The 21,922-nt window shown below is 61.7% G+C and carries 19 protein-coding genes; 8 read left to right on the top strand and 11 right to left on the bottom strand.

What is annotated here, in order from left to right:
• Positions 1 to 15: 15 nt before the first annotated feature.
• The 7 genes from DYST_RS13850 to pxpB form a co-directional block, all read right to left on the bottom strand.
• Positions 16 to 1,101: a DUF4272 domain-containing protein gene (locus DYST_RS13850; protein WP_239946280.1), complete on the bottom strand. Its 1,086-nt coding sequence runs from the start codon at positions 1,099 to 1,101 to the stop codon at positions 16 to 18.
• A 68-nt stretch (positions 1,102 to 1,169) separates the two neighbouring features.
• Positions 1,170 to 1,823 carry a pyroglutamyl-peptidase I gene (gene pcp / locus DYST_RS13845; protein ID WP_239946279.1) on the bottom strand — a complete coding sequence of 218 codons (654 nt, stop codon included), beginning with the start codon at positions 1,821 to 1,823 and terminating at the stop codon, positions 1,170 to 1,172.
• 28 nt (positions 1,824 to 1,851) lie between these two features.
• A complete protein-coding gene (locus tag DYST_RS13840; RefSeq protein WP_239946278.1) occupies positions 1,852 to 2,820 on the bottom strand; it encodes a 5-oxoproline transporter, DUF979 family subunit in 969 nt (322 codons plus the stop codon).
• Positions 2,821 to 2,822: 2 nt separating this feature from the next.
• Positions 2,823 to 3,515: a DUF969 domain-containing protein gene (locus DYST_RS13835; protein WP_239946277.1), complete on the bottom strand. Its 693-nt coding sequence runs from the start codon at positions 3,513 to 3,515 to the stop codon at positions 2,823 to 2,825.
• Positions 3,512 to 4,303, bottom strand: coding sequence for a LamB/YcsF family protein (locus DYST_RS13830; protein ID WP_239946276.1), 792 nt, complete (start codon positions 4,301 to 4,303; stop codon positions 3,512 to 3,514). Before DYST_RS13830 ends, DYST_RS13835 begins: the two co-directional genes overlap by 4 nt.
• Entirely contained in the window at positions 4,300 to 5,283 is a 984-nt protein-coding gene (locus DYST_RS13825) for a biotin-dependent carboxyltransferase family protein (RefSeq protein ID WP_239946275.1), read from the bottom strand. The genes DYST_RS13830 and DYST_RS13825 overlap by 4 nt, the downstream gene beginning before the upstream one ends.
• Positions 5,280 to 5,981 (bottom strand): 5-oxoprolinase subunit PxpB, encoded by a 702-nt coding sequence (pxpB, locus tag DYST_RS13820; protein WP_239946274.1) that lies wholly within the window; start codon positions 5,979 to 5,981, stop codon positions 5,280 to 5,282. Before pxpB ends, DYST_RS13825 begins: the two co-directional genes overlap by 4 nt.
• Positions 5,982 to 6,596: 615 nt before the next feature.
• On the opposite strand from pxpB, the gene glk reads away from it, so the two are divergent.
• The 5 genes from glk (at position 6,597) to DYST_RS13795 (ending at position 15,826) form a co-directional block, all read left to right on the top strand.
• Positions 6,597 to 7,619 carry a glucokinase gene (glk, locus tag DYST_RS13815; protein WP_102302254.1) on the top strand — a complete coding sequence of 341 codons (1,023 nt, stop codon included), beginning with the start codon at positions 6,597 to 6,599 and terminating at the stop codon, positions 7,617 to 7,619.
• A 119-nt stretch (positions 7,620 to 7,738) separates the two neighbouring features.
• On the top strand, positions 7,739 to 10,504 hold the full coding sequence (locus DYST_RS13810) for a TonB-dependent receptor (RefSeq protein ID WP_239946273.1): 2,766 nt from the start codon (positions 7,739 to 7,741) through the stop codon (positions 10,502 to 10,504).
• Positions 10,505 to 10,611: 107 nt separating this feature from the next.
• On the top strand, positions 10,612 to 12,444 hold the full coding sequence (locus DYST_RS13805) for a glycoside hydrolase family 9 protein (protein WP_239946271.1): 1,833 nt from the start codon (positions 10,612 to 10,614) through the stop codon (positions 12,442 to 12,444).
• An 8-nt stretch (positions 12,445 to 12,452) separates the two neighbouring features.
• Positions 12,453 to 14,756 (top strand): family 20 glycosylhydrolase, encoded by a 2,304-nt coding sequence (locus DYST_RS13800; RefSeq protein WP_239946269.1) that lies wholly within the window; start codon positions 12,453 to 12,455, stop codon positions 14,754 to 14,756.
• Complete coding sequence (locus DYST_RS13795) at positions 14,753 to 15,826, top strand: acyltransferase family protein (RefSeq protein WP_239946265.1); 1,074 nt, start codon at positions 14,753 to 14,755, stop codon at positions 15,824 to 15,826. Before DYST_RS13800 ends, DYST_RS13795 begins: the two co-directional genes overlap by 4 nt.
• 159 nt (positions 15,827 to 15,985) lie before the next feature.
• Here the strand turns inward: DYST_RS13795 and DYST_RS13790 are convergent, their stop codons facing one another.
• The 3 genes from DYST_RS13790 to DYST_RS13780 all read right to left on the bottom strand — a co-directional run bounded on the left by DYST_RS13790 (position 15,986) and on the right by DYST_RS13780 (position 16,877).
• Entirely contained in the window at positions 15,986 to 16,162 is a 177-nt protein-coding gene (locus tag DYST_RS13790) for a DUF1328 domain-containing protein (RefSeq protein ID WP_239946263.1), read from the bottom strand.
• A 113-nt stretch (positions 16,163 to 16,275) separates the two neighbouring features.
• Positions 16,276 to 16,473 (bottom strand): CsbD family protein, encoded by a 198-nt coding sequence (locus DYST_RS13785; protein WP_102302260.1) that lies wholly within the window; start codon positions 16,471 to 16,473, stop codon positions 16,276 to 16,278.
• A gap of 59 nt (positions 16,474 to 16,532) precedes the next feature.
• On the bottom strand, positions 16,533 to 16,877 hold the full coding sequence (locus DYST_RS13780; protein ID WP_428993912.1) for a BON domain-containing protein: 345 nt from the start codon (positions 16,875 to 16,877) through the stop codon (positions 16,533 to 16,535).
• Positions 16,878 to 17,259: 382 nt separating this feature from the next.
• Between DYST_RS13780 and DYST_RS13775 the strand changes: the two genes are divergently transcribed.
• From DYST_RS13775 to DYST_RS13765, 3 genes are all read left to right on the top strand, one after another.
• The gene (locus tag DYST_RS13775; RefSeq protein WP_239946260.1) at positions 17,260 to 18,735 is read left to right on the top strand and encodes a PAS domain S-box protein; all 1,476 of its coding nucleotides are present in this window, start codon (positions 17,260 to 17,262) and stop codon (positions 18,733 to 18,735) included.
• 744 nt (positions 18,736 to 19,479) lie between these two features.
• The gene (locus DYST_RS13770) at positions 19,480 to 19,866 is read left to right on the top strand and encodes a nuclear transport factor 2 family protein (RefSeq protein WP_239946259.1); all 387 of its coding nucleotides are present in this window, start codon (positions 19,480 to 19,482) and stop codon (positions 19,864 to 19,866) included.
• Positions 19,867 to 20,002: 136 nt separating this feature from the next.
• Positions 20,003 to 21,382: an FAD-containing oxidoreductase gene (locus DYST_RS13765; protein WP_239946258.1), complete on the top strand. Its 1,380-nt coding sequence runs from the start codon at positions 20,003 to 20,005 to the stop codon at positions 21,380 to 21,382.
• Positions 21,383 to 21,475: 93 nt separating this feature from the next.
• Here DYST_RS13765 and DYST_RS13760 read toward each other — a convergent pair whose 3' ends face one another.
• Positions 21,476 to 21,874, bottom strand: coding sequence for a VOC family protein (locus DYST_RS13760; protein WP_239946256.1), 399 nt, complete (start codon positions 21,872 to 21,874; stop codon positions 21,476 to 21,478).
• Between the last annotated feature and the right edge of the window lie 48 nt (positions 21,875 to 21,922).

Genomic DNA, 21,922 nt, shown 5'->3' with positions numbered 1-21,922 from the left:
GGTAGGCAAGGGTCATCAGGTGGGCGTGTCGACGTCGTCCCAATCGTTGTCTTCGAAGCGCACCAGCCAGTTCAACGCGTGATGGCGCTCCAGCACCATGCCGGGCACCACCAGGCCTTCGGGTAGCGTGCGTCGGCCCAGTTCGGCTTCGCGAGTAAGCCAGTGCAGCCGATAATGCAGGTCGAGCGCATCCAGCAGTTCGCTGGCTGGGCGCAGCCGCGCCTGGTCTGGCCAATCCGGTGTGGCGACATCCAGCAATGTGGCGCATAGCGTACCCACATCGCAGATCTCGTCCGGGTAAGGCAGTGTCGGACTCAACTGGAGCGTCCACGCCAGTAAAGCCAGGCTTTCGTAGCGCCAGCCCATCTGGTTGACTTGATGGGCGTCGGGCTCGGTTGCCTGAAGGAATGCTAGTTCCTTGGGCGACAGGTGGTCAAAAGCGACGGGCAAGCGTTCGCGAATCTGCGCCACGCTCAGCGCACCACCGTCCCGCACGCTCTCCGCATAAGTGGCAACGACCAGCAAGGCCATGGCTCGCCGGGCGACTTCCCCGGGCGTGCGCCACCGCACCTCAGGTTCGCTGACCAGCGGCGGCAGGTGGGTGGGAACACGAATATCCCGCTGTGCCAGCGCTATTTCGCTGCGCTGCTTGCGCTCCCAGGCCTGCGCGGGATAAGGCAGGGCTCCGGAGGGATCTTCCTGTCCCTGGCCATCGATCAGCAGCCCGCCCTGTGGGTCGCGGACGCTGCCGTCCTCCAGAAACACCACGGCATTGGCGTGCGTGGCCCATTGGCGAAAGGCGGGCGTGGCGGCATCGGGCACGCGCAGGCTGACGTGATGCTGCACGCGTTGCAGGTGGCGCATGAGGTGGTAGCGCGTGCGTGTCATCTGTCCGTCACCACGGCTCAGCACATAGCCGATGAAACCGTGCAGATGTGCGGAAAGCTCCGGGTCACGCAAGTCGCGTTGGCCGAGAAGAGTGTGCGGAAAATTCAGCGCGGGAGGTGACGCTGTGGTGGCATAGGCGTTGAGCAACCGACCTTCGTCGGAAGGAAGGTCGGGCTTCGCGCCCGCAAGCATGGATTTGAGGCGATTCAACATAGGACACTCCTTGTCAGCGACAGAATGGTGCACAAATCCCGCGGGATGCGCGTTGGTCGGGCGGCGACTCAGTCGAGCGTGCCGGCACCCAGGCGTTCGTCGATGTGCTGTGTGGTGGCCACTTCCAGTGCAATCGTCAGCGCACGCACCACGTCGACGCTGCTCATGCTCGGGGTATTCGGGAATCGCGCCGCCTGCGAAGGCAAGTAAGGAATGTGGACGAAGCCGGCCCGCAGATCACGATGCGCGGCGGCAAGATGCAGCATCAGGTAGGCGACGTGATTGCACACGAACGTGCCCGCCGTATTCGAGATCTCGGCAGGCAGTCCCGCTGCCAGCAAGGCTTTCAGCATGGCCTTGATCGGCAGTGTGCTGAAATACGCCGCGGGCCCTCCGGCGATGATGGCCTCGTCGATCGGTTGTTCGCCCACGTTGTCCGGGATGCGTGCATCCTGCACGTTGATCGCCACCCGCTCGATGGAAAGGCGGCTGCGCCCGCCAGCCTGGCCCACGCCAAGCAAAATCGCGGGCCGGACTTCGTCCACCATTAGCGACAGTTCGCGCTGCGAATCGGCGAATGCCGTGGGCAACAGGCGCGATACCACGCGATGCCCGCCGATGTGCTTACCGTCCAGTTCGCGCACCGCCTCCCATGAGGGGTTGATGTCTTCGTCGCCGAACGGGGTGAAGCCGGTCAGGAGAATCTGCGGTGGCTTGCTCATGGATAACGTCTCGTGGCGTGCAGCGGGATCAACGGAATACCAGCGCCCACATGGCAATGAAGGTGGCGGCAAAAATACCTGCCGCACTCCATGCCTGTGCACGGATCACCCCATAAGGATTGCGCAGCTCCAGCAACGCGGCGGGCACCAGGTTGTAGTCGGCGGCCATCGGCGTGAGCAGCGTGCCGCAATAGCCGCACAGCATGCCCATGGAGCCGAGGATGGCGGGATGCGCGCCATAGCGATGCACCAGCAGCGGCAGGCCGATGCCCGCCATCATCACCGGGAACGCGGCGAAGGCATTGCCCATGATCACGGTGAACAACACCATGCCCAGCGCGAACACCAGCAAGCACATAAAGGCATTGCCTTCGGGCAGGACCGTTTGCGCCAGAGCAGCGATGCCAGCGCCGACGCCACTCTGCGTGAACACCTCGCCCAGCGCGGCCAATAGCAGAGGCAGCAGTGCCGCCCAGCCGATGGCGTCGAGCAGTCGATGGCCTTCCGACAGACCCTGAGCTAGTGGGGCCTGCGCAACGCGAGCCGCGGCCACCAGGGCGATCACGCAGGCCAGCATCAAACCCGTCAGCGTCATCTGCGGCTTGGCGAACAGCGCATGCCCGCCGATGGACAGGTGGTCACCGATCAACGCGACTACCAGCGTCACCAAGGGAATCAGCAGGGCAGGGATGAACAGCTTGTGGCCCAGCCTGAGTGCCGAGGCCAGTCGCGCCGATGCGCTTGCCGTTTCCGGGTGCGCCTTGCGGCGCATGCGCGGCGCGATCAAGGCCAGCGCGATCACGACGCAACCCGCCAGTTGCGCGGGCAGGGTATCGCCCGCCTTCTGTGCGGCGAGCACCGCGTCACCACCGGCGAACAGCAGGCCCAGCAAGCCCCAGAACGCCGCACAATAAAATTGACGCTCGCGTGCTTTGCGCCAGGAGGTATAGAACAGGAAGGCAGCGATCAGCCAGTAGGCGTACTCAATGCGCAGCATGCTCAGGCCTCCTCACGGGTGCGCACGGATGCACGACGTTGAAGGCGGCGCTGGAACAGCCAGATGCGAACCGACTGGATCACGAACGCTGCGATCGCCGTGGGTAAGGCCCAAAGCGCAATAGAAAGCGGCGTCAGGTCAATGCCGTGCTGGGCGTAGAAACCCTGGATCAGCAGCACGGCGCCGAGCGCAATGAACACGTCCTCGCCGAAGAAGCGGCCGATGTTGTCCGTCGCGGCGGCAACGGCGCGTACTTCGTCGCGGTCGGCGTCACTCAATTCAGGATGGATCTTCTCTGCGGCGGCCTCGCCCATGGGCGCCAGCAGCGGGCGCACGGTCTGCGCCGCTCCGGCCACGCCGGTAAGGCCGAACATGGCCAGCACTTCGCGCACCAGCAGGTAGCCGATCAACAGACGCGCCAGCGTCATGCCTCGCAAGCGTCCCATCCATTGCTGGGCATGCTCACGCAAGCCGGCATGTTCGAGTAGGCCGATGGCAGGCAGGGTGAGCACGAACATCAGCAGCATGCGCGAAGAGACGAAACTCTTACCGAGCAGCGCCAATAGGTCAGGCACATGCATGCCGGCCAGCACGCCGCTGACCAGTGCGGCGCACACCACTACCGGCACGGGATTGAAGCGCAGTGCAAAGCCGATGACGATGACCGCCACGCCCAACAGCGGCCAGTAATTCATGCGCGACTCTCCGTCGCATGAGGCGCCTGGATACCGATGTCGGCAGCCTCCAGCGCCGCGCGCAGTTGTCGCGCAAACGCGACCGCGTGCGTACCGTCGCCATGGACACATAAGGTATCGGCTTGCAAGGCGATGACACTGCCGTCCACCGCGCGCACCTGACCTTCGCGCACCATGGCCATCGCCTGGGCGATGGCTTCGTCGCTTTCCTGGATCACCGCGTCGGGTTCACGCCGGGGCTGCAAGGAGCCGTCGGCCCGGTAGCGCCGATCGGCGAAGGCTTCGGCGGCTACCGGAAGTCCTACGGCCGTGCCGGCCTCGACCATCGCGGAGTTGGCGAGCCCGAACAGGCGCAGGCTCGGATCGAAATCGTGCACGGCGCGGGCAATGGCGGCAGCGAGCTTCGCATCGCGCGCCGCCATGTTGTACAGCGCACCGTGGGGTTTGACGTGGCGCAGGCGTGTTCCGGCTGCCTGGGTGAATCCGTGCAGCGCGCCGATCTGGTAGAGCGTCAATGCATACGCCTCGTTCGGCGTCACGGCCATCTCGCGTCGGCCGAAGCCTTGCAGGTCCGGCAGCGAGACATGGGCGCCGATGGCGACGTCGTGCTGCACGGCCAGCGCCACGGTGCCGCGCATGATGTCAGGGTCGCCGCCGTGGAAGCCGCAGGCAATATTGGCCGAGCTGACGATGGCGAGCAGCGCGGCGTCATCGCCCATGCGCCACGCACCGAAGGATTCGCCCAAATCGCTGTTGATATCGATGGTTTTGGCGAAGCGGTTTTTCATGGAGATTCCAGCCGTTGTGCAATGCGTTGGATCAGTTGTTGCAGCGCATCGTTCCGCGTGCGCAGGCGTTGCCGGGCTTCGTCCATGGTGCTCTCGCGGAAGCATACGGCATCGCCCGGCCGACGCTGCGCGATGCGCGGCAAGTCCACCGCGGCGAGTTGCCCGATGCGCGGATAGCCACCGGTCACCGGGGCCTCGGCCAGCAACAGGATGGGTTGCCCCGAGGGCGGCAACTGCAGCGTGCCCGGCAGCGTGGCTTCGGAAACCAGTTCGAGCGGATGGTCGAGCCGCAACAGCGGGCCATCCATGCGGTTGCCGGTGCGATTGCTGTCCTTGCTGACCACGAAGCGCTGCGCGAACAACGCGTGTTGCGATGCATGGTCCAGCGCCCCGTGATGATGGCCGCGCAGCAGTCCCAGTGGCGCTCGCGCATAGTCGAGCCACGGCTGCGGGTCCAGCCCCCAGCGCAGTGCTTGCACGTCCTGGGCAGGACGAAACCAGGCCGCGGGCTCGCGCCCGCCGATGTCGATGACGTCGCCGGCTTGCAGCGCGCGCCCGTCCAGCGGGCCGATATGCGCGTGAAGGTCGGTGCTGCGGCTGCCCAGTACGGGCGCAGCATCAAAACCTCCGTGAACGGCCAGATAACTGCGGCACCCGTGGCGCATGCCGCCGAGACGCAACAGCGTGCCCGCCGGCAGGAAGCAGCTCGTCCACGGCGGCAGCGCTTGTCCGTCGGCGCGTGCTTCGATCACGGCACCCGTAAGCGCGATCACCGCGTCGTGCTGGAAGCGCAGCGTGGGGCCGGCGAGTGTGATCTCTAGCGCGGCTTCGTCGTCGTGATTGCCGACCAGCGCATTGGCCAGACGCCAGGCGGGCTCATCCATGGCGCCGGCGCGTCCCAGGCCCAGGTTGGCGTAGCCGCGGCGACCGCCGTCCTGCAGGCTGCTGAGCAAGCCGGGCTTGATGACCTCGACGCTCATCGCGCTGCGCCTGCATCGACGGCAAGTCGCCGGTACTCGTGCTCGTCGATAACCTGAAAGCGAACACGGTCACCCGGCTGGCACAGCGACGGCGAGCTCGCTCCAAGGTCGAACAGGTGCATCGGTGTGCGGCCGATCAGATGCCACCCACCCGGCAATGCCTGCGGGTAGATGCCTGTCTGCAAGCCACCGATGGCGACGCTACCGGCCGGCACGCTGGTGCGTGGCTGGCTACGCCGCGGCATGGACAGGGCCGGATCGAGTCCCAGCAGATACGGAAAGCCGGGTGCGAATCCGAGCATCGCGACGTGGTAGGCGGGGGCGCTATGGCGCGCGATCACTTCCTCGGCCGACATGCGTGCATGTGCAGCGACGTCTTGCAGATCGGCGCCCGCTTCGTCGCCGTACCACACCGGCACGATCACCTCGCGTGTTCCGGTGGCCGGCGCTGAGGGGTTGCTCAATGCTGCTTCGATCGTTTCGCGCAGGCCATCGCTGCTGCGGACGTCGAGGTCGACGCGCAGCAACAAGCTTGCATAGGCGGGCACGCATTCGATGTCGGGCAGATGCGCCCGCAGCAGCGCTGCCGCCGTATGCACGCGTGCATTCACGGCGACATCGATGGTCTCGCCGAAACGCAAAAGCCATGCGTCTTCCGCGAGGGCTTCCAGTTGCAGGTTTGCGAATGGATGGCTCATGCGTCCGCCATCCGTGCATGGTCGGGTCGGGTGGAAAACACTGCGTGGTTTGGTGCCAGCGGCGTGCGTATCAATCGTGGGCAATCGCGTATCACGCAAGGAGTGTTGCAGAACGACGTGCGTTTGCCGATGCGCACTGCAACGTGGCTCTGGCATCGCGACAACTCGCGATGCGAACAGCGCACTTTCATGGAAAGCGACCGTTGCCGGGACGTGAAGTTACGTCGCGGGGTTCTGCGAGGGGGATGTGTGCACAACGTTGTCAACGTGAGCGACATTCGCCTGCTTCGACAGCTTTGACGAGGCCGAAAATCCCCCCCTTTTGACTCGTTATTTGGCTGCTTCGGGTCATTGGTAATTTCGTTGTCGTGGCGCGTTGCGATACAAAAATAGGCTTGCGTCTGTTGCTAACAATAGAAAACAAAAACAATGAATTAAGTGCGATCTCGATCGAGCATGGATGGCCTGATTCGGTGATCCATGCTGCCATGCCGCATAGGCCTTTTCGGCATGTGACGTGAGTATTGTTGACAACGTTGTCAAGCATTACCCAGACTCCGGCCAATATGGATCGCGTTCACAGGAACGTGACACGGGCATGACGAGGGGATAGCAGTGGTCGAAGGGGTCAGCCACAGCGCACGTGAGTTCTTGGCGCAAGAAGCCATGTTTCTCGCTGCGGACGTCGGAGGAACACACGCTCGCATCGGGCTGGTGAGTCGCCAGCCGGACGGGACGCGTCCGGTGACGGTGCTGCAATACCACCGCTATGCGTGCGCCGAGTGGCCGAGCTTGACCGCGGTGCTGCAGGACTTCGTCGGTCAGTTGGATCATTCCGTGCACGTCGACCGCTGTGCGGTGGCCAGCGCCGGTTACGTGTTGGGCGACGCCATCGTCAACGACAACCTGCCGTGGCCCGTCTCCATCCGCGAGATCCGCGACAGCTTGGGCATCGACCAACTGGCGGTAGTCAACGACTTCGAAGCGGTGGCCTACGCCACCCAGTTCCTGAGCACGACCGACACCACCGCCGTGATCGAGAGCGAGGCGCCGGCAGCCGAAGGCCCGGTGCTGGTGATGGGTCCAGGCACGGGGCTGGGTTCGGCCGTGCTGCTGCCCGGTCATCCGCACGCGACGGTGCTGGCCACCGAAGCGGGCCAGATCGCGCTGGCGCCGGGCAACGAACGCGAGATCGAGATTCTTCGCTACCTAGCGCGCGACCGCGCCTATGTGTCCTTCGAACATGCCCTGTCGGGGCCGGGTCTGCTCAACCTGTATCGCGCACTGTGCGCGCTGCGAGATCAAGCACCGGTACTGACCCAGCCGAGCCAAGTGACGCAGGCGGCGCTGGAGCGCAGCGACGCGGCGGCAGTGGAAGCGCTGGACGTGTTCTGCGGTTTGCTGGGCAGCTTTGTCGGCGATCTGTGCCTGCTGTATGGCGCACGCGGGGGCGTGTTCCTGGCCGGCGGCATTCTTCCGCAGATCCGCGATGTGCTGCTCACCAGCAGCTTCCGCCAGCGCTTTTTCAACAAAGGCGTCATGCGCGCCTTTCTGCAGCAAGTTCCCGTACGACTGATGGAGCACGGCCAGCACGGTGTGATCGGTGCAGCCGGCCTGTACCTGGACGGGCGTAAGTAAGACCAGGGGAGAGCGCAGTACACACCGTTGCATTGAACCGGGCGCAAGCCCAATCGCCACGCAAGCAGTCGGACGACCCACAGCTTCCACTGCTGAAATGCCTTCGAGGGGAGGAAACCATGTCACACCGCAAGACGCTTCTAGCCGCCAGCATCATCGCCGGACTCTGTTTGTCCGGTTCGCTCTATGCTCAGACCGCCGCCCCGGCCACTGGCCCGGCGCCGCAGTCGCAGTCGTCGGATCAGGCGCCTGACCAGTCCAAGGCCAAAGATCTCGAAACCGTTACCGTCACCGGTATCCGTGCGAGCCTGCAGGCCTCGATGGACACCAAGCGCAACGCTGACGCCATCGTCGATGCCATCACGTCTGAAGACATCGGCAAGTTCCCGGCCAGCAACGTGGCCGAAGCATTGGCGCAGATTCCTGGCGTTACGCTCGATCGCCAGTTGGGTGCGACGCAGCGCGTCAGCATCAACGGCATGGACCCCAGCCTCAACCTGACCCTGCTCGACGGCCACCCGGTGGCCCAGGCAGTGTGGCTGTACGACGACGCGCCGAACCGCGGCTTCAACTACTCGCTGCTCGCGCCGGAAGTGATCGGCCGCCTCGAGATCTACAAGAGCCCGGAAGCCCGTCTGCCGGAAGGCGCCCTCGGCGGCACCATCATCATGCACACGGTCAAGCCGCTTGATGTGCCGTCCAATACGGTCAGCGGTTCGTTCGGCGTGAACTACAACGACATGGTCAAGGACAGCCGTCCGTCCGGCTCGCTGTTCTACAGCTGGCACAACGACGACAAGACCTTCGGCGTCGACGTGTCCGCGCAGCACTACGAGCAGTTCCAGAACCGCCAAGGCCTGGAGAACTACGGTTACACGCCGGTGTCGGGCATTGTCAGCAAGAGCCCGGTGGCTGCGGCTGAAGTCGCCGCAGGCAAGATCAAGCTGAGCGACCAGATCCCGAACCAGATCAGCGTGTCCAACTTCCAGCAGACCGAGAAGCGCGACAGCGTCACCTCCAATGTCCAGTGGAAGCCGACCGAAGCGCTCAGCTTCAACCTCGGCCTGATGTACGCCCGTGACAACCTGAGCAACCTCAACCAGTCGCTGTACCCCTGGGCGCTGCATAACCCGGCCGGTATCACGTCGCTGAATGAAGGCCCGAACGGCATCATCACCAGCGGTAGCCAGGCCGGCACGCCGTGCAAGAACAACCTCAACTGCGTCAGCACGGCCGACACCTACGCCGACAACAACGCCCGCAAGTCCGTCATCACCACCAAGGGCGTGGACCTGTCGGGCGAGTACAAGGGTGACGGCTGGCGTTTGGACGGCCAGGCCGGCGTGAGCACCTCGCGCAACCCGATGCAGGCGGCCGTGAAGGAGATCTACTACGGCGGCGGCTTCAACTGGTCCATCAACCAGGGCCCGCAGTACACCGACCCATCCACTGCCAACGATCCGAGCTACTGGGCTGACAACGGCTGGGGCGGCAACATTGGTAAAGAGCTCTACAAGGCCAAGGACACCTACGGCCAGCTCGACTTCACCAAAGACTTCGACGGCTTCCTCAACAACATCCAGGCGGGCGTGCGTTATGCCAAGCACTGGGAAAGCCAGACGCTCAACGTCTACACCGGTCCGCAGGCGCTCACGCTTGATCAGATCGGCTTTGGTGGCCTGTCCGACCTCAATGGCGCCAAGAGCCTGGGCCTGAGCCAGACGGCGATCCAGCACGTGCAGACCGCCGGCGCCAACGCCATCTTCAACGCTATCAACAGCACGCCGGGCTTCGGTTCCACGCAGGACCCGAACTCGTATTGGGACAACACCTGGGCCACCACCCAGGAGAACGAGGCTGCCTACCTGCAGGCCAACTTCGGCACCGACAACGTGCACGGCAACCTGGGCGTGCGCTACGTGCACACCAAGAACGTCAGCAGCGGCTGGGTGATTCCGGCGCCGTGCGCGGCGGCGGACGTTTGGAATTGCGACTTCCCGAGCGGCTTCGGTTACATCACGCAGGACAGCACGCACAACAACTGGCTGCCGTCGTTCAACATCGCCTGGAACCTCACGCCTGACGTGATCCTGCGCGGTGCCGGGTCGGAAACGCTGTCCTACGCCCCGTACAACCAAATGGCGCCGTACTTCGCCGCCAACGACACGGTGCTCACGGCTGCCGCGGGTAACCCGAACATCAAGCCGTATCGTTCGGTGAACTTCGACGGTTCCGCGGAGTGGTACTTCAATCCGGAGTCGATGGTTGCCGTGTCGTTCTTCTACAAGCACGTGCTGAACTACATCGTCAACGCGGCCACCACGGAAGAGCGTCAGAACGGTTCGTGGACCCAGCCGGGCTTTGCCAACAACGCAGCAGCGCTGGTGGCTTCGGGCGCGTGTACGACCACCGGCCTGTGCTCCTACGACGTCACCGCACCGGTCGACGGTGGCAGCGCCAAGGTCAAGGGCGGCACCATCAGCTACCAGCAGGCCTACGGTTACGGCTTCGGTCTGCGTGCTAACTACACCTACTCCGACGCGTCGACCAAGACCGGCGGCGCACTGCCGTACAACTCCAAGAACTCGTACACGGTCGCTCCGTACTACGAGCAGGGTCCGTACAGCGCCAGCCTGGCCTACACCTACCGTTCGAGCTACCTCGCCGGTGGTTACGTGGCTGGTGCACCGTCGACCTACATCGACGGCTTCAAGGAACTGGACGCCACCCTGGGCTACGAGATCAACAAGAACTTCTCGCTCAGCCTGAACATGCTCAACCTGCTGAACTCCAAGTACTACGCGTACCTGGGCAGCAAGACGCAGATGTCCTCGGAATATGTGACCGGCCGCCAGTACATGCTGAAGGCCAACTTCAAGTTCTAATCCCGTGTAGTACTTTTTCTCCCCGAAACGGGCCCGGCGTGTTGCCGGGCCCGATTTTTCATCGGGGATCGATACATCCTGTTCCAAAACCTGCTGGAGCCGATGGTATGAAGTCCTATCGCCGTCTTGCGGTCCTTCCGTTGCTGCTCGCTGCCCAGGCCGCAGTGGCGTCGGAGGGAAAGGTGCTGGTCGATCAGGTCGGTTACGAGACCGGTGCGGTCAAACAGGCCATCGTGATGGGCGACGCGGGGCCATCCTCGCAGACCTTTCGCGTGATCAATGCCGACACCGGCAAGGTTGCCCTGCAGGGCACGCTATCGGCCGCCGGCAAGGTGGCGCGGTGGGATGGCAGCTACGCTATCGCTGATTTCAGCAGCGTCCACACGCCGGGTCGCTATTACGTCGAACTTCCCATGGCGGGTCATGACTTGCGCTCGTGGACTTTCGACGTGCAGGACAACGTACTTGAGCGCCACACGCTCTCCAACGTTGTCTATTACTTCAAGGGCCAGCGATCCAGCGGGCTGATCGACAAGGCCGATACCCACCTCGCGCATCCCGATGGATCGCCGGGAACACTCGACATTCACGGTGGCTGGTACGACGCCACGGGCGACTACGGCATCCACCTGTCGCACCAGAACCTCACCAGCTACTTCAATCCGCAGCAGGTTCCGCTCACTGCGTGGAGCCTGTTGCGCAGCTGGCAACAGCTGGAAGCACGCAACGACAAGAATTTCCGCGAGTACAACCGCCGCCTGCTTGACGAAGGCCTGTTCGGCGCCGACTTCCTTGTACGCGATAAGCGGCCGGACGGCTCGTTCTACCAGTCCATCGACGGGCCAGGCCCAGGCAAGCTGCCGCAGGATCGCGTCATTGGCGATCCCAACTGGCGTACGCAGATCAAGCTGAAGCCTGGTGACCATAGTGAGAACATCGAGCAACCCGCACACGGTCCGCATGCCTATGAAGCCAGCTTCCGCGGAGGCGGCGGCATGGCCATCGCCGCGCTGGCGCTGGCGGCGAGCACGGGCGTGGAAGGTGATTTTGCGCCGAAGGATTATCTCAAGGCCGCCGAGGACGCGTATCGCTTCCTCGATGCGCACAATCGCGAGCTGGTCAACGACGGCAAGGAAAACATCGTCGACGACTATTGTGCGCTGCTCGCCGCGGTAGAGCTGTTTCGCGCCACGCACGACGATGCTTGGCGCAAGGCGGCAGACGGACGCGCCGACCGCCTGATGGCGCGGCTGATCACACACGCTGGCCATCGTGATTACTGGCGTTCCGATGATGGCACGCGCCCGTTCTTCCATCCCTCTGACGCCGGGCTTCCCGTCGTCGCGCTGGTGGAATACGCGGGCATCGCCGACGCGAAACGGCAGACGAAGGTGCGTGACACCGTAAAGCGTTCGCTGCAGGCGGAGCTCGCCGTCACCGGTGATACCAACAACCCGTTCGGCTATGCGCGCCAGTTGGTACGCGGGGGCGACGGCCGCGTGCGCACGGCGTTCTTCTTCCCGCACGATACCGAAGCGGCACCGTGGTGGCAGGGTGAGAATGCACGCCTCGGTTCGCTTGCAGCCGCGGCGCGACTGGCCGCGCCGCTGTACACCGGTGACGAAGCGTTCCGGCAGCAGTTGCAGGCCTATGCGTGGAACCAGTTGCACTGGATACTCGGCCGAAACCCCTACGATAGCAGCATGCTGATGGGCAGTGGCCACAACAACGCGCCGTACATGTTCTTCGACTCCTACGCGTATACCAACGCGCCGGGGGCGATCATCAACGGCATTACGTCCGGTCTTTCCGATGACGATGGCATCGCCTTCGACCTGGGCTATGCCCAGACCGGCAAAGACGACGACTGGCGCTGGACCGAACAGTGGCTGCCGCATGATGCGTGGTATCTGTTCGCCATCAGCCTTCCTCACGATTGAGAACCACGATGAAGAAAACACGCTACGTGCTGGCCTTCGCCCTGTGTGGGCTCACTGCTTTCGCCCATGGCGCAGCGGCGCCGGTGAACCTGATCCCTATGCCGGCGCAGCTCACCGTGTCCGGGGAAGCCTTCACCGTCAATGCGCAGACACCCATCGTGGTCGACGGCAGCGACGCCGAGGCACGCCATACCGCGGAATACCTCGCCTCACTTGCGGCGCATACGCGCCATCTTCCGCTGCAGGTGAAGACGGGTGTGCCCGAGGCTGGCGCCATCGTGTTGAAGCGCGATCCGCAAGCGCCCGTGGCTAACGCCGAGGGCTACACGCTCGACGTGACTCCGCAGGGCATCCGTATCGTCGCCCGCGACGAGGCCGGCTTGTTCTACGGCGCGATCACCGCATGGCAGTTGCTCACGCCGATGCCGGGCGAGGGCGACGTGCGCGTGCAGCCCGTGCATATCCGCGATGAGCCGCGTTTCGCGTGGCGCGGCCTGATGCTCGATTCCGCGCGCCATTTCCAGACGCCGGACGAAGTGCGCACCGTGATCGACCAGATGGCGCAGCACAAGCTCAACACGCTGCACTGGCACCTCACCGACGACCAGGGTTGGCGCATCGAGATCAAGCGCTACCCCGAGCTCACGCGCGTCGGCGCATGGCGCACGCCGCCCACGGTGAGCAAAGCCAGCCAGCCGGGCCGCTACGGTGGTTTCTATACGCAGGACGATATCCGCGCCATCGTCGCCTATGCGGCCGAGCGTCATATCACCGTGGTGCCCGAACTTGACATGCCCGGCCATGCGCAAGCCGCTGTGGCCTCGTATCCGGAACTGGGCGTGACGGGCACGCGTCCGCCGGTATCGCCGGATTGGGGCGTCAACCCTTACCTCTACAACGTCGACGACAACACCATCCACTTCCTGCAGAACGTGCTGGATGAAGTGATGGCGCTGTTTCCCTCCACCTACATCCACGTGGGTGGCGACGAGGCAGTGAAGGACCAGTGGAAGGCGTCACCTGCCGTGCAAGCGCGCATGCGTGCGCTCGGCATCAAGACCGAAGACGCGATGCAGAGCTGGTTCATCGAGCAGATGGGCAAGTACCTCGCTGCGCACGATCGTCGTCTGATCGGCTGGGACGAGATCCTCGAAGGCGGCGTGCCCCCGAGTGCCACGGTCATGTCGTGGCGCGGCACCAAGGGTGCCATCGACGCAGCCAAGCTGGGTCACGATGTAGTGCTGGCACCCGCGCCGCAGTTGTATCTCGATTCGATGCAGAGCGATCTTCCGGACGAAACCACCGGCCGCCTGCCGTCGATGTCGCTGCAGAGTTACTACACATTCGAAGCGGTGCCCAAGGAACTGAGCACCACGCAAGCCAAACACGTACTCGGCATGCAGGCGACGATATTCACCGAACACATGCCCACGCTACGCCATGTGGAGCACGCTGCGTTCCCACGTATGGATGCACTGGCCGAAGCCGCGTGGACGCCTGTGAAGGTGCGCGACTGGCATAGCTTCCTCGAACGGCTTCCGTCCCAGTTGGGTCGCTATCGCATGCAGGACATCGCCTATGCCGACAGCGCCTTCGCGCCCACCATCGACGTGGACCGCAATGCCGCGATCAGCAGTGGCCACGCCAGCGTGACGCTGTCCAACCAGGCGAAGTTCGGCAACGTGCACTACACCGCCGATGGCAGCGAGCCCGGTGCATCGTCGCCGCTATACGTCCACCCGTTCACCGTAAACCTGCCCACCACCATCAAGGCCGTGGCGCTGGCCAACGACGGTACCCCGCTGGCCGCAGCGCGCACGCGTGTGCTCGACCTGCCGTCGCTGCGCACGCGCGGCACCGGCGAGCTAGAGAACTGCTCGGGCAGCGATTTCCGCCTGCGCGTGCAGCCCAAGCCCGATGCCACCAGCATGGCACCGACCTACCTCATCAACGTGTTCGACAACTGCCGCATGTACCGCGCAGCGAAGCTCGATGGCATCGCGGGTATCCGCGTGGATACCGCTACGCTGCCGCGCAACTACGCGCTGGCACACGACGCCAAGCTGGTGGTGGCGCACAAGGCGAACACGCCGCAGGGCGAACTGGTCGTGTACATGGATAGCTGCAAGGGCAAGCAGATCGCCTCGCTGCCGTTGCCTGCGGATGCACCCGCCACCTTCACGCTGCAAGGCGCGACGGCGCAACAGGCCGGTACGCATGACCTGTGCCTGGTGTTCACTTCGCCCATTACCGGCCCGATCTGGGGCGTGGGTGCGGTCACGCTGCTGCCGGCAGATAAATCAGCGCCATGAATGCCGTGCTAAAGCGCCTCGCGTCGGTCGACGCGTTGCGGGGTTGTACGGTGGCGTTGATGTTGCTGGTCAATGATCCCGGTGACTGGGCTCACGTCTATTGGCCGTTGGAACATGCGGAGTGGAACGGGTGTACGCCAACGGACTTGGTGTTCCCGTTCTTCCTGTTCGTGGTCGGCGTATCCATCGCGCTGGCTACCGGCCCGCGGGTGGAGCAGGGTGCTGACAGATCCGCGCTTGCCAGTGCGGCGCTCAAGCGCGCGGCGCGCATCCTCCTGCTTGGCGTCGCCATCAACGTGCTGGCGTGGTTGATCATGCCGGGCGCGCACCTGCGCTTCCCTGGCGTACTCCAGCGCATTGGCGTGTGCTTCGCGGGTGCTGCGCCGTTTGCGATCTACACGAAGCCACGCGTGCAGTGGGCGACCATTGCCGTGTTACTGCTCGGCTACTGGGGTTTGTTGCTGGCGGGTGGAACGCTGGAGCCGTTTGCCAACATCGTGAGCCGTACTGACTTCGCCATCTTCGGCCACACGGTTTACCTGATCGATCCGGTCACCGGACGCGGGCACGATCCAGAAGGCCTACTCGGTTGCTTGCCGTCACTGGCCACCAGTCTGCTCGGCCTGCGCGCCGGTCAGTGGCTGCGCGAGGAGAACATGAAGGCGCTGACCTTCTCCGGCATCGTCTGGCTGCTGCTCGGCTTCGGGTGGTCGCTGGTGCTGCCACTCAACAAGAATCTGTGGACGTCGTCCTTCGTGCTATGGGCCACCGGCTGGGCCACCATCGCGCTTGTGGTGTTCCACATGCTGATCGATCAACGCGGCTGGCCGGCCATTGGCCGCCGCTTCGGCGTCAACGCCGTCGCAGCCTACGCGGGCTCCGAACTGATGCAGATCCTGCTGCCGGGTCTGCACATCCAAAACCCGCTCTACCAGCACGTATTCGCCAGCTGGCTCACGCCCTTGGCAGGGCCATACGTCGCATCGCTGGCGTTTGCCGTGGTATTCGTCGCGGTGTGGTGGGTGATCGTCTACGTCATGGATCGCCGGAAGATCTACCTCAAACTCTGAGTGACGCGGGTTATTTAACTGCGCCCCCCTCATTGCTCGAAAACGGGATCAGGTTATTCCAACCCCGTTCTTCGAGATCACAGAGGCAGTACGCAGAGGCCTCGATAGGCGAGATGTTCTTGCTTTCATGAGTGCCACATCAAGCATGGGACGCGCGACTTAAAGCCGTGGGCCACCGCGGCGAACGTTGCCAAAAACCAGCGAGATAATAAAAAGCACAATAAAAACCATGAAGATGATCTTGGCTATGCTGGCAGCGCCGACGGCGATACCAGTGAAGCCGAAGACACCGGCGATGATGGCAATAACGAAGAACACAATGGCCCAATAGAGCATGTGACTCTCCCGTCTCTATAGAACGATGGGGTGAAAAGATTCAGTTGGGTGCGGACAGCATGACGTCGCCAGCCGGAGGACAGCGGGTTGCCATCCTCCGGCCCGGCGGCTTGTCACAGGGTCTTGTCAAACTCATGGATCTGCTTTTGCGCCTCTTCCTTGGCTATGCCATAGCGCTCTTGCAGCTTTCCAGAGAGATACTCGGTGTTGCCTTCGGCCACCTTCATATCGTCATCAGTCAGCTTGCCCCACTTTTCCTTGATCTTGCCACTCAGCTGTTTCCACTGACCCTTGATCTTGTCATCGTTCATGATTGAATCTCCTGCAAAGATTGTGTGCGCCAGGCGTTGCCTGTCGCGCGATCAATCGACTAGTTGCTGACCTTAAGGCCAGAGGAATCCACGGCGGTCACACCCTTGACGCTGCGGGCGACGGCCACGGCCTTCTTCACCACTACATCGCTTGCGACCACACCCGTGAGACTGACGTTGCCGTTCAGTGTTGCGACGGAAATGTCGGTGCTCTTGATCCCGTCAGTGGTCGCCAACTCCGCTTTCACTTTGGTGGTAATCCACGTATCCGTGGTGGGTTGGCTTGAATCCGCCCGACTGGCGTCTTGAGGTTGCGCATACGTCACCTGGTGACGATCCAGCGCGCTTCCCAGTAACAAAAGACTTGCTAATGTCAGTGACGATAGGGTGAATAAGGGGCGCATGGGGAGCTTCCTTCTTTGCGTAAAATGAGGGGAGTCACCAACGCTCTACTTTTTATGCGTTGCACCATGATCTTGTTCATGCCGATTCGGTTGCTTCGGCTCGTTAGGCTTGGAATGCTCCGAATGTTGCTTGTTGTCATCCCGTTGAGGCTGGCCTGACTTGCGTTCATCTGAATGCTGCGAATCCGATTTGTGGGTCGTATTCATAGGTTTTCATCTCCGAAGATAGACGCGCCACCGAAAATTCGATGGCGTATCGAACCTATGCGGTTCAATGTGTTGCGAACAGATCAAGCGGCACCAGTAGACCTAGTACTTTTAGTCCCTGCGCGGACTGCCCGCGCCACGTGAATATGACGAAACTCACAGGGCGATGACCTCTATGGATGCAACGGCCCCCACACCAAAAGTTGATCGTCATCAGCTAGAGCAACTCATCGCCGGACTGGCCGAGGGTGTTGTGCTGATCGATCCGGATCGGTCAATCGTCTGGGCAAACGAGAGAGCGCTTGCGATGCACGGTGTCGATGCCGTGGCAGAACTCGGTACTCAAGCGAGCGAGTACCAAGAGAAGTTCATCCTGACGTATCGAAACCACCACGGGCTAAAGCCAGAACAGTATCCAATCGAGCGTGTGCTCGATGGCCAACTATTTTCCGATGTCGTGGTGGAGGTGACGAAACCGGATGATCCCGATTTCTTCCGGATCCACCAAGTGCGGAGTCTCGTTCTCACTGACGCCAAGGGATCCCATGAATCTTTGGTCCTGATCATCCAGGATCTGTCGGCGCAATTTAGCGCCCAGGATCGCTTTGAGCGCGCATTCAACGCCAACCCTGCGCCAGCATTGATATGTCAGCTATCGAGTCTGCAGTACATCAAGGTCAATCAAGGCTTCCTGGAGATGACCACATATGACCGAGATGCGGTACTCGGTCACTCCATCTACGAATTGGACGTACTCGATAGCGCCGATGACCGCGACGAAGCCATTCAATACCTGCAGGAATGGCGAACCATTTCCCAGCGGGAGGCCGTGCTGAAGCTACCCGAAAAGGATACGGAGAAATCTGTGATCGTGGCCGGCCAGCCGATTGAGATTGAGGAAGAGAAATGCATGCTCTTCACTTTTATCGATCTTGATCCGCGCAAGAAGGCGGAAACGTCTTTAGTCCAGAGCGAAGAACGCTTCTCCAAGGCGTTTCGTCTTGCTCCTGTCCCCATGATGGTATGTGGACTGCCTGAGTTACGCATCCTTGAAGTCAACGCTGCATTTTTGGCGGGAATGGGCTACGCGGCGGAAGAGGTCGCTGGCACGTCCTTGAGTGAATTAGGCCTATGGAAGGCTGAGAAGCATCATCGTTCGCTCTTGAACAAGCTAGGCGCTGGTGACGTTATCCGGAATCTGGAGGTGTCCTTACAAACCATATCCGGGACCACCATGGATTGCCTTTTTTCCACCGAAACGGTGCTGATTCAAGGCGAAGAATGCGTGCTTTGCGTCATGCAAGACATCACTGAACGAAAGCGGTCGGAAACGGATCTGGTAGAAGCGATTGATGCCGTCATGAAGGATGCGTCTTGGTTTACGCAAAGTGTGATGGAGAAATTGGCCCAAGTGCGAGGTGGCGGAAAGAGAAGCGACGTGGCGCTCGGGTTAGCAGATTTGACGCCGCGTGAACGCGAGGTTCTCACGCTGATCTGCAAGGGTAACGATGACGAAAGCATGGCGGCTACGCTCAAACTATCGCGCAATACAGTGCGCAATCACATAGCGACACTGTACGGAAAAATTGGCGTGAATCGGCGTAGTGCTGCGGTGGTTTGGGGGCGGGACCGGGGTGTTGTCAGCTACTAGAGTGTGTGATTGATGTCCGGGCGGCTGATCCGTTGCGCAAATCGCAGTGCATCTGTAAGCGCTCGGTGGCGTTGAGGTGGAGATCAAAGCCAGCATGCGAAATGGCCGCTTGGACGATAGTGAGTGATTCAATAATCCGACTCGATCGCTGTCGCTGAAGCCAGGGAGGGGTGAACACGCCGAATGGTAAGAGACGGATGCGTCCGCCGGACAAACAGATAGATAAGTCGACGTGCGTTCCATCCACGTCATGCCCGTTGCTTCCGAATATGGCGTCGATCTCATTTCGTCTGCGCGGGTAGAGCATCGCAAATGTAAACACGCCAAAGCGCCGAAACAGGCGGCGAGCAAAGCCGAGTCCGCTGGTTCCTGGCTCAAAACCACGCGTTATAACGAGTTGAATGTTGCTCGGTAGTCCCGCCTGGATCTCTTGCAGTATCTCCAGTGCGGCTGTGTCGACGAGGACAACACGCGCTGGCCATCGTGGTCGGATCAGGAGGTTACCTGCGGCACAGCGTTGGAGTGTGATTGGCGCCAAGGGTTTTACCGACTATGAAATATTTGGGATTGGGGCGAGAGGTTAGTCCGATGTTACCGGCACTTGCCACAAGCACTTGCGTGCCAGCTGGGCTAAGCGCAACGTAGCGAGTCCAAGCGCCTCGTGTGAGGCACGTCGCTCAACTCACGGGTCAGGTACGTACCACGCGTTGGCGCCGTAAGTATGCGAGCCCAAATGGGAGGCCCATGATGGAAGTGCATAACATCAAGATGGCTTTGGATCGGCATTGGGCTGCATCGGCTGAAGGAGATCAAGTCGCCGAGCATGAGATCTATCACGATGATGCCGTATGCGAATACCCCCAGTCCGGTGAAGTCATTCACGGTCGGCACAATCTTCAATTGCTTCGTAGCCATCACCCAGGAAAGCCTTCGGGGTTCATGATTCGTCGCATGGTAGGAGAGGGCGAACTCTGGGTCACCGAGTATGTGATTACCTATGAAGGCAAGCCCGTCTACACCGTGAGCATCATGCAGTTCCGGGATGGAAAGGTGTCACACGAGACTCAATATTTTGCCGATCCATTCGACGCCCCTGCTTGGCGTGCTCAGTGGGTTGAGCGAGTAGTGTGATCAACGGCGCGAATCAAAGGCGGCCGCTTCAGGTGTCCCAAGACTTACAGCTGCGCCCTGCACGACAAAGTTCGATATAGAAATCGAAACAAGGAGGATGTATGAGCCGCAGATCCTGCTTATCAAAGGTGCAGTCATGAGCAATGCTTTTGACGCGATCGTCATCGGCGCCGGCCAAGCCGGGCCGCCCCTGGCCGGCCGCCTGACTGCTAGCGGCATGAAAGTGGCGCTGGTGGAGCGTCATTTCTTCGGCGGTACCTGCGTCAATACCGGCTGCATGCCCACCAAAACGCTGGTGGCCAGTGCGCGCGTTGCGCATCAGGCGCGGCGGGCTGCCGATTATGGTGTCGTATTGAATGGTGATGTGAGCATTGACCTGTCGCGCGTCATGGCACGGGCGCATAAGGTGACAGAGACATCCCGCGGTAACGTGGAAGGTTGGCTCGATGGCATGGAGCACCTGACCGTATTGCGTGGACATGCCCGCTTCGAAAGCCCCGATACCTTGCGTGTCAACGGCGAACTCATCGCCGCACCGCGCATCTTCATCAATGTCGGCGGCCGTGCGCGAGTACCTGAGGACATGCCTGGCACCGGCGATATCAACTACCTCACCAATACATCGATACTCCAGCTTGCTGCGCTTCCGCGACACCTCGCCGTGATCGGCGGCAGTTACATCGGTCTTGAGTACGCACAGATGTTTCGTCGCTTTGGTAGCAATGTCACCATCGTGGAACGTCAGTCGCGGTTGATTGCTCGCGAAGATGAAGACGTCTCGGAAACGATCCAAAGCCTCATGGAGGCTGAGGGTATTACCGTGCGAACGAACGCGGAATGTATTGCCTTTGCGCCGCATACCGAAGGCGCCGTCGTGAAAGTCGACTGCACTTCCGGCGATAGGGAGATCGTGGCCAGCCATGTGCTGCTGGCCGTAGGCCGTCGGCCAAATACGGACGATCTTGGACTGGAGCGCGCCGGCGTCAGAACCGACGCCCATGGTTACATCGTGGTCGACGACATGCTCGCCACGAACGTGCCTGGCATCTGGGCCATGGGCGACTGCAACGGACGGGGCGCTTTCACTCATACCGCTTACAACGATTTCGAAATCATCGCCGCCAATTTGCTCGACAGTGCGCAGCGACGTGTTTCAGCACGCATCCCTTGCTACGCACTGTTTACGGATCCGCCATTGGGGCGTGTTGGCTTGACCGACGCACAGGCGCGCGCGAGCGGCAAGCGACTGCTGGTATCTAAGCGTCCCATGACGCGTGTTGGTCGCGCCGTTGAACGGGGCGAAACGCAAGGCTTCATGAAAGTGGTCGCCGACGCCGATACGCGACGCATCCTTGGCGCCGCGATTCTTGGTGTGAGCGGCGATGAAGCCATCCATGGCGTGATTGATATGGTGAACGCGGATCAGACGGTCGACACTTTGGAATGGGCCGTGCCCATTCATCCCACCGTATCGGAGCTACTGCCAACCCTTGTGGGTGATCTAAAGCCTCTTTAATGCAGCGTGCCGCATAGAAATTGCTGGCTTCGGGTCGGAGGCGGACGTTTTTCCCGCAAAGCAGTCGCTACATTCCACGCCATTACATTTCGACTAACGCGAACCAAATCGTTTCTTGGCTTCTTCGGTTATCGGCGTGTACAAGCCAACAATGGTGCCCTCGGGATCCCGAAACTGCGCCGCGAGATTGCCCCAGGGCATCATCTTCGGCTCAAGGACCACCTCCAGCTCATCTTTGAGTCGCGAGAACTGCGCCTCCACATCGTCCACCTGAAACTCAATGATGGCCGTGCGGTTGGCGGCTGGCTCGACCGTGCCTTCTTTGAAGAGTGCAACTGTTTCGGCGCTGCCTATCGCAAGCGTGGCCCCCGTCGTTACGATCTCCGCAAATACAGGTGCAAGCCACTCCGCCTTTCGATGGGTCAACTTCTCGTAGAAATTGACGACGGCATGAATGTCTCGGGCGATTAGCCGGGTGGATGCAAACTTCATGGAACTTCTCCTTTTCGATCTCGGTAGGAATCGCAAGGAGGCTTTGTA

The sequence above is a fragment of the Dyella terrae genome (assembly GCF_022394535.1).
In the GTDB taxonomy this organism is placed as follows: domain Bacteria; phylum Pseudomonadota; class Gammaproteobacteria; order Xanthomonadales; family Rhodanobacteraceae; genus Dyella.
Note: the sequence above shows the minus strand (reverse complement) of the source record. Positions and strands in the feature narration are given on the sequence as shown.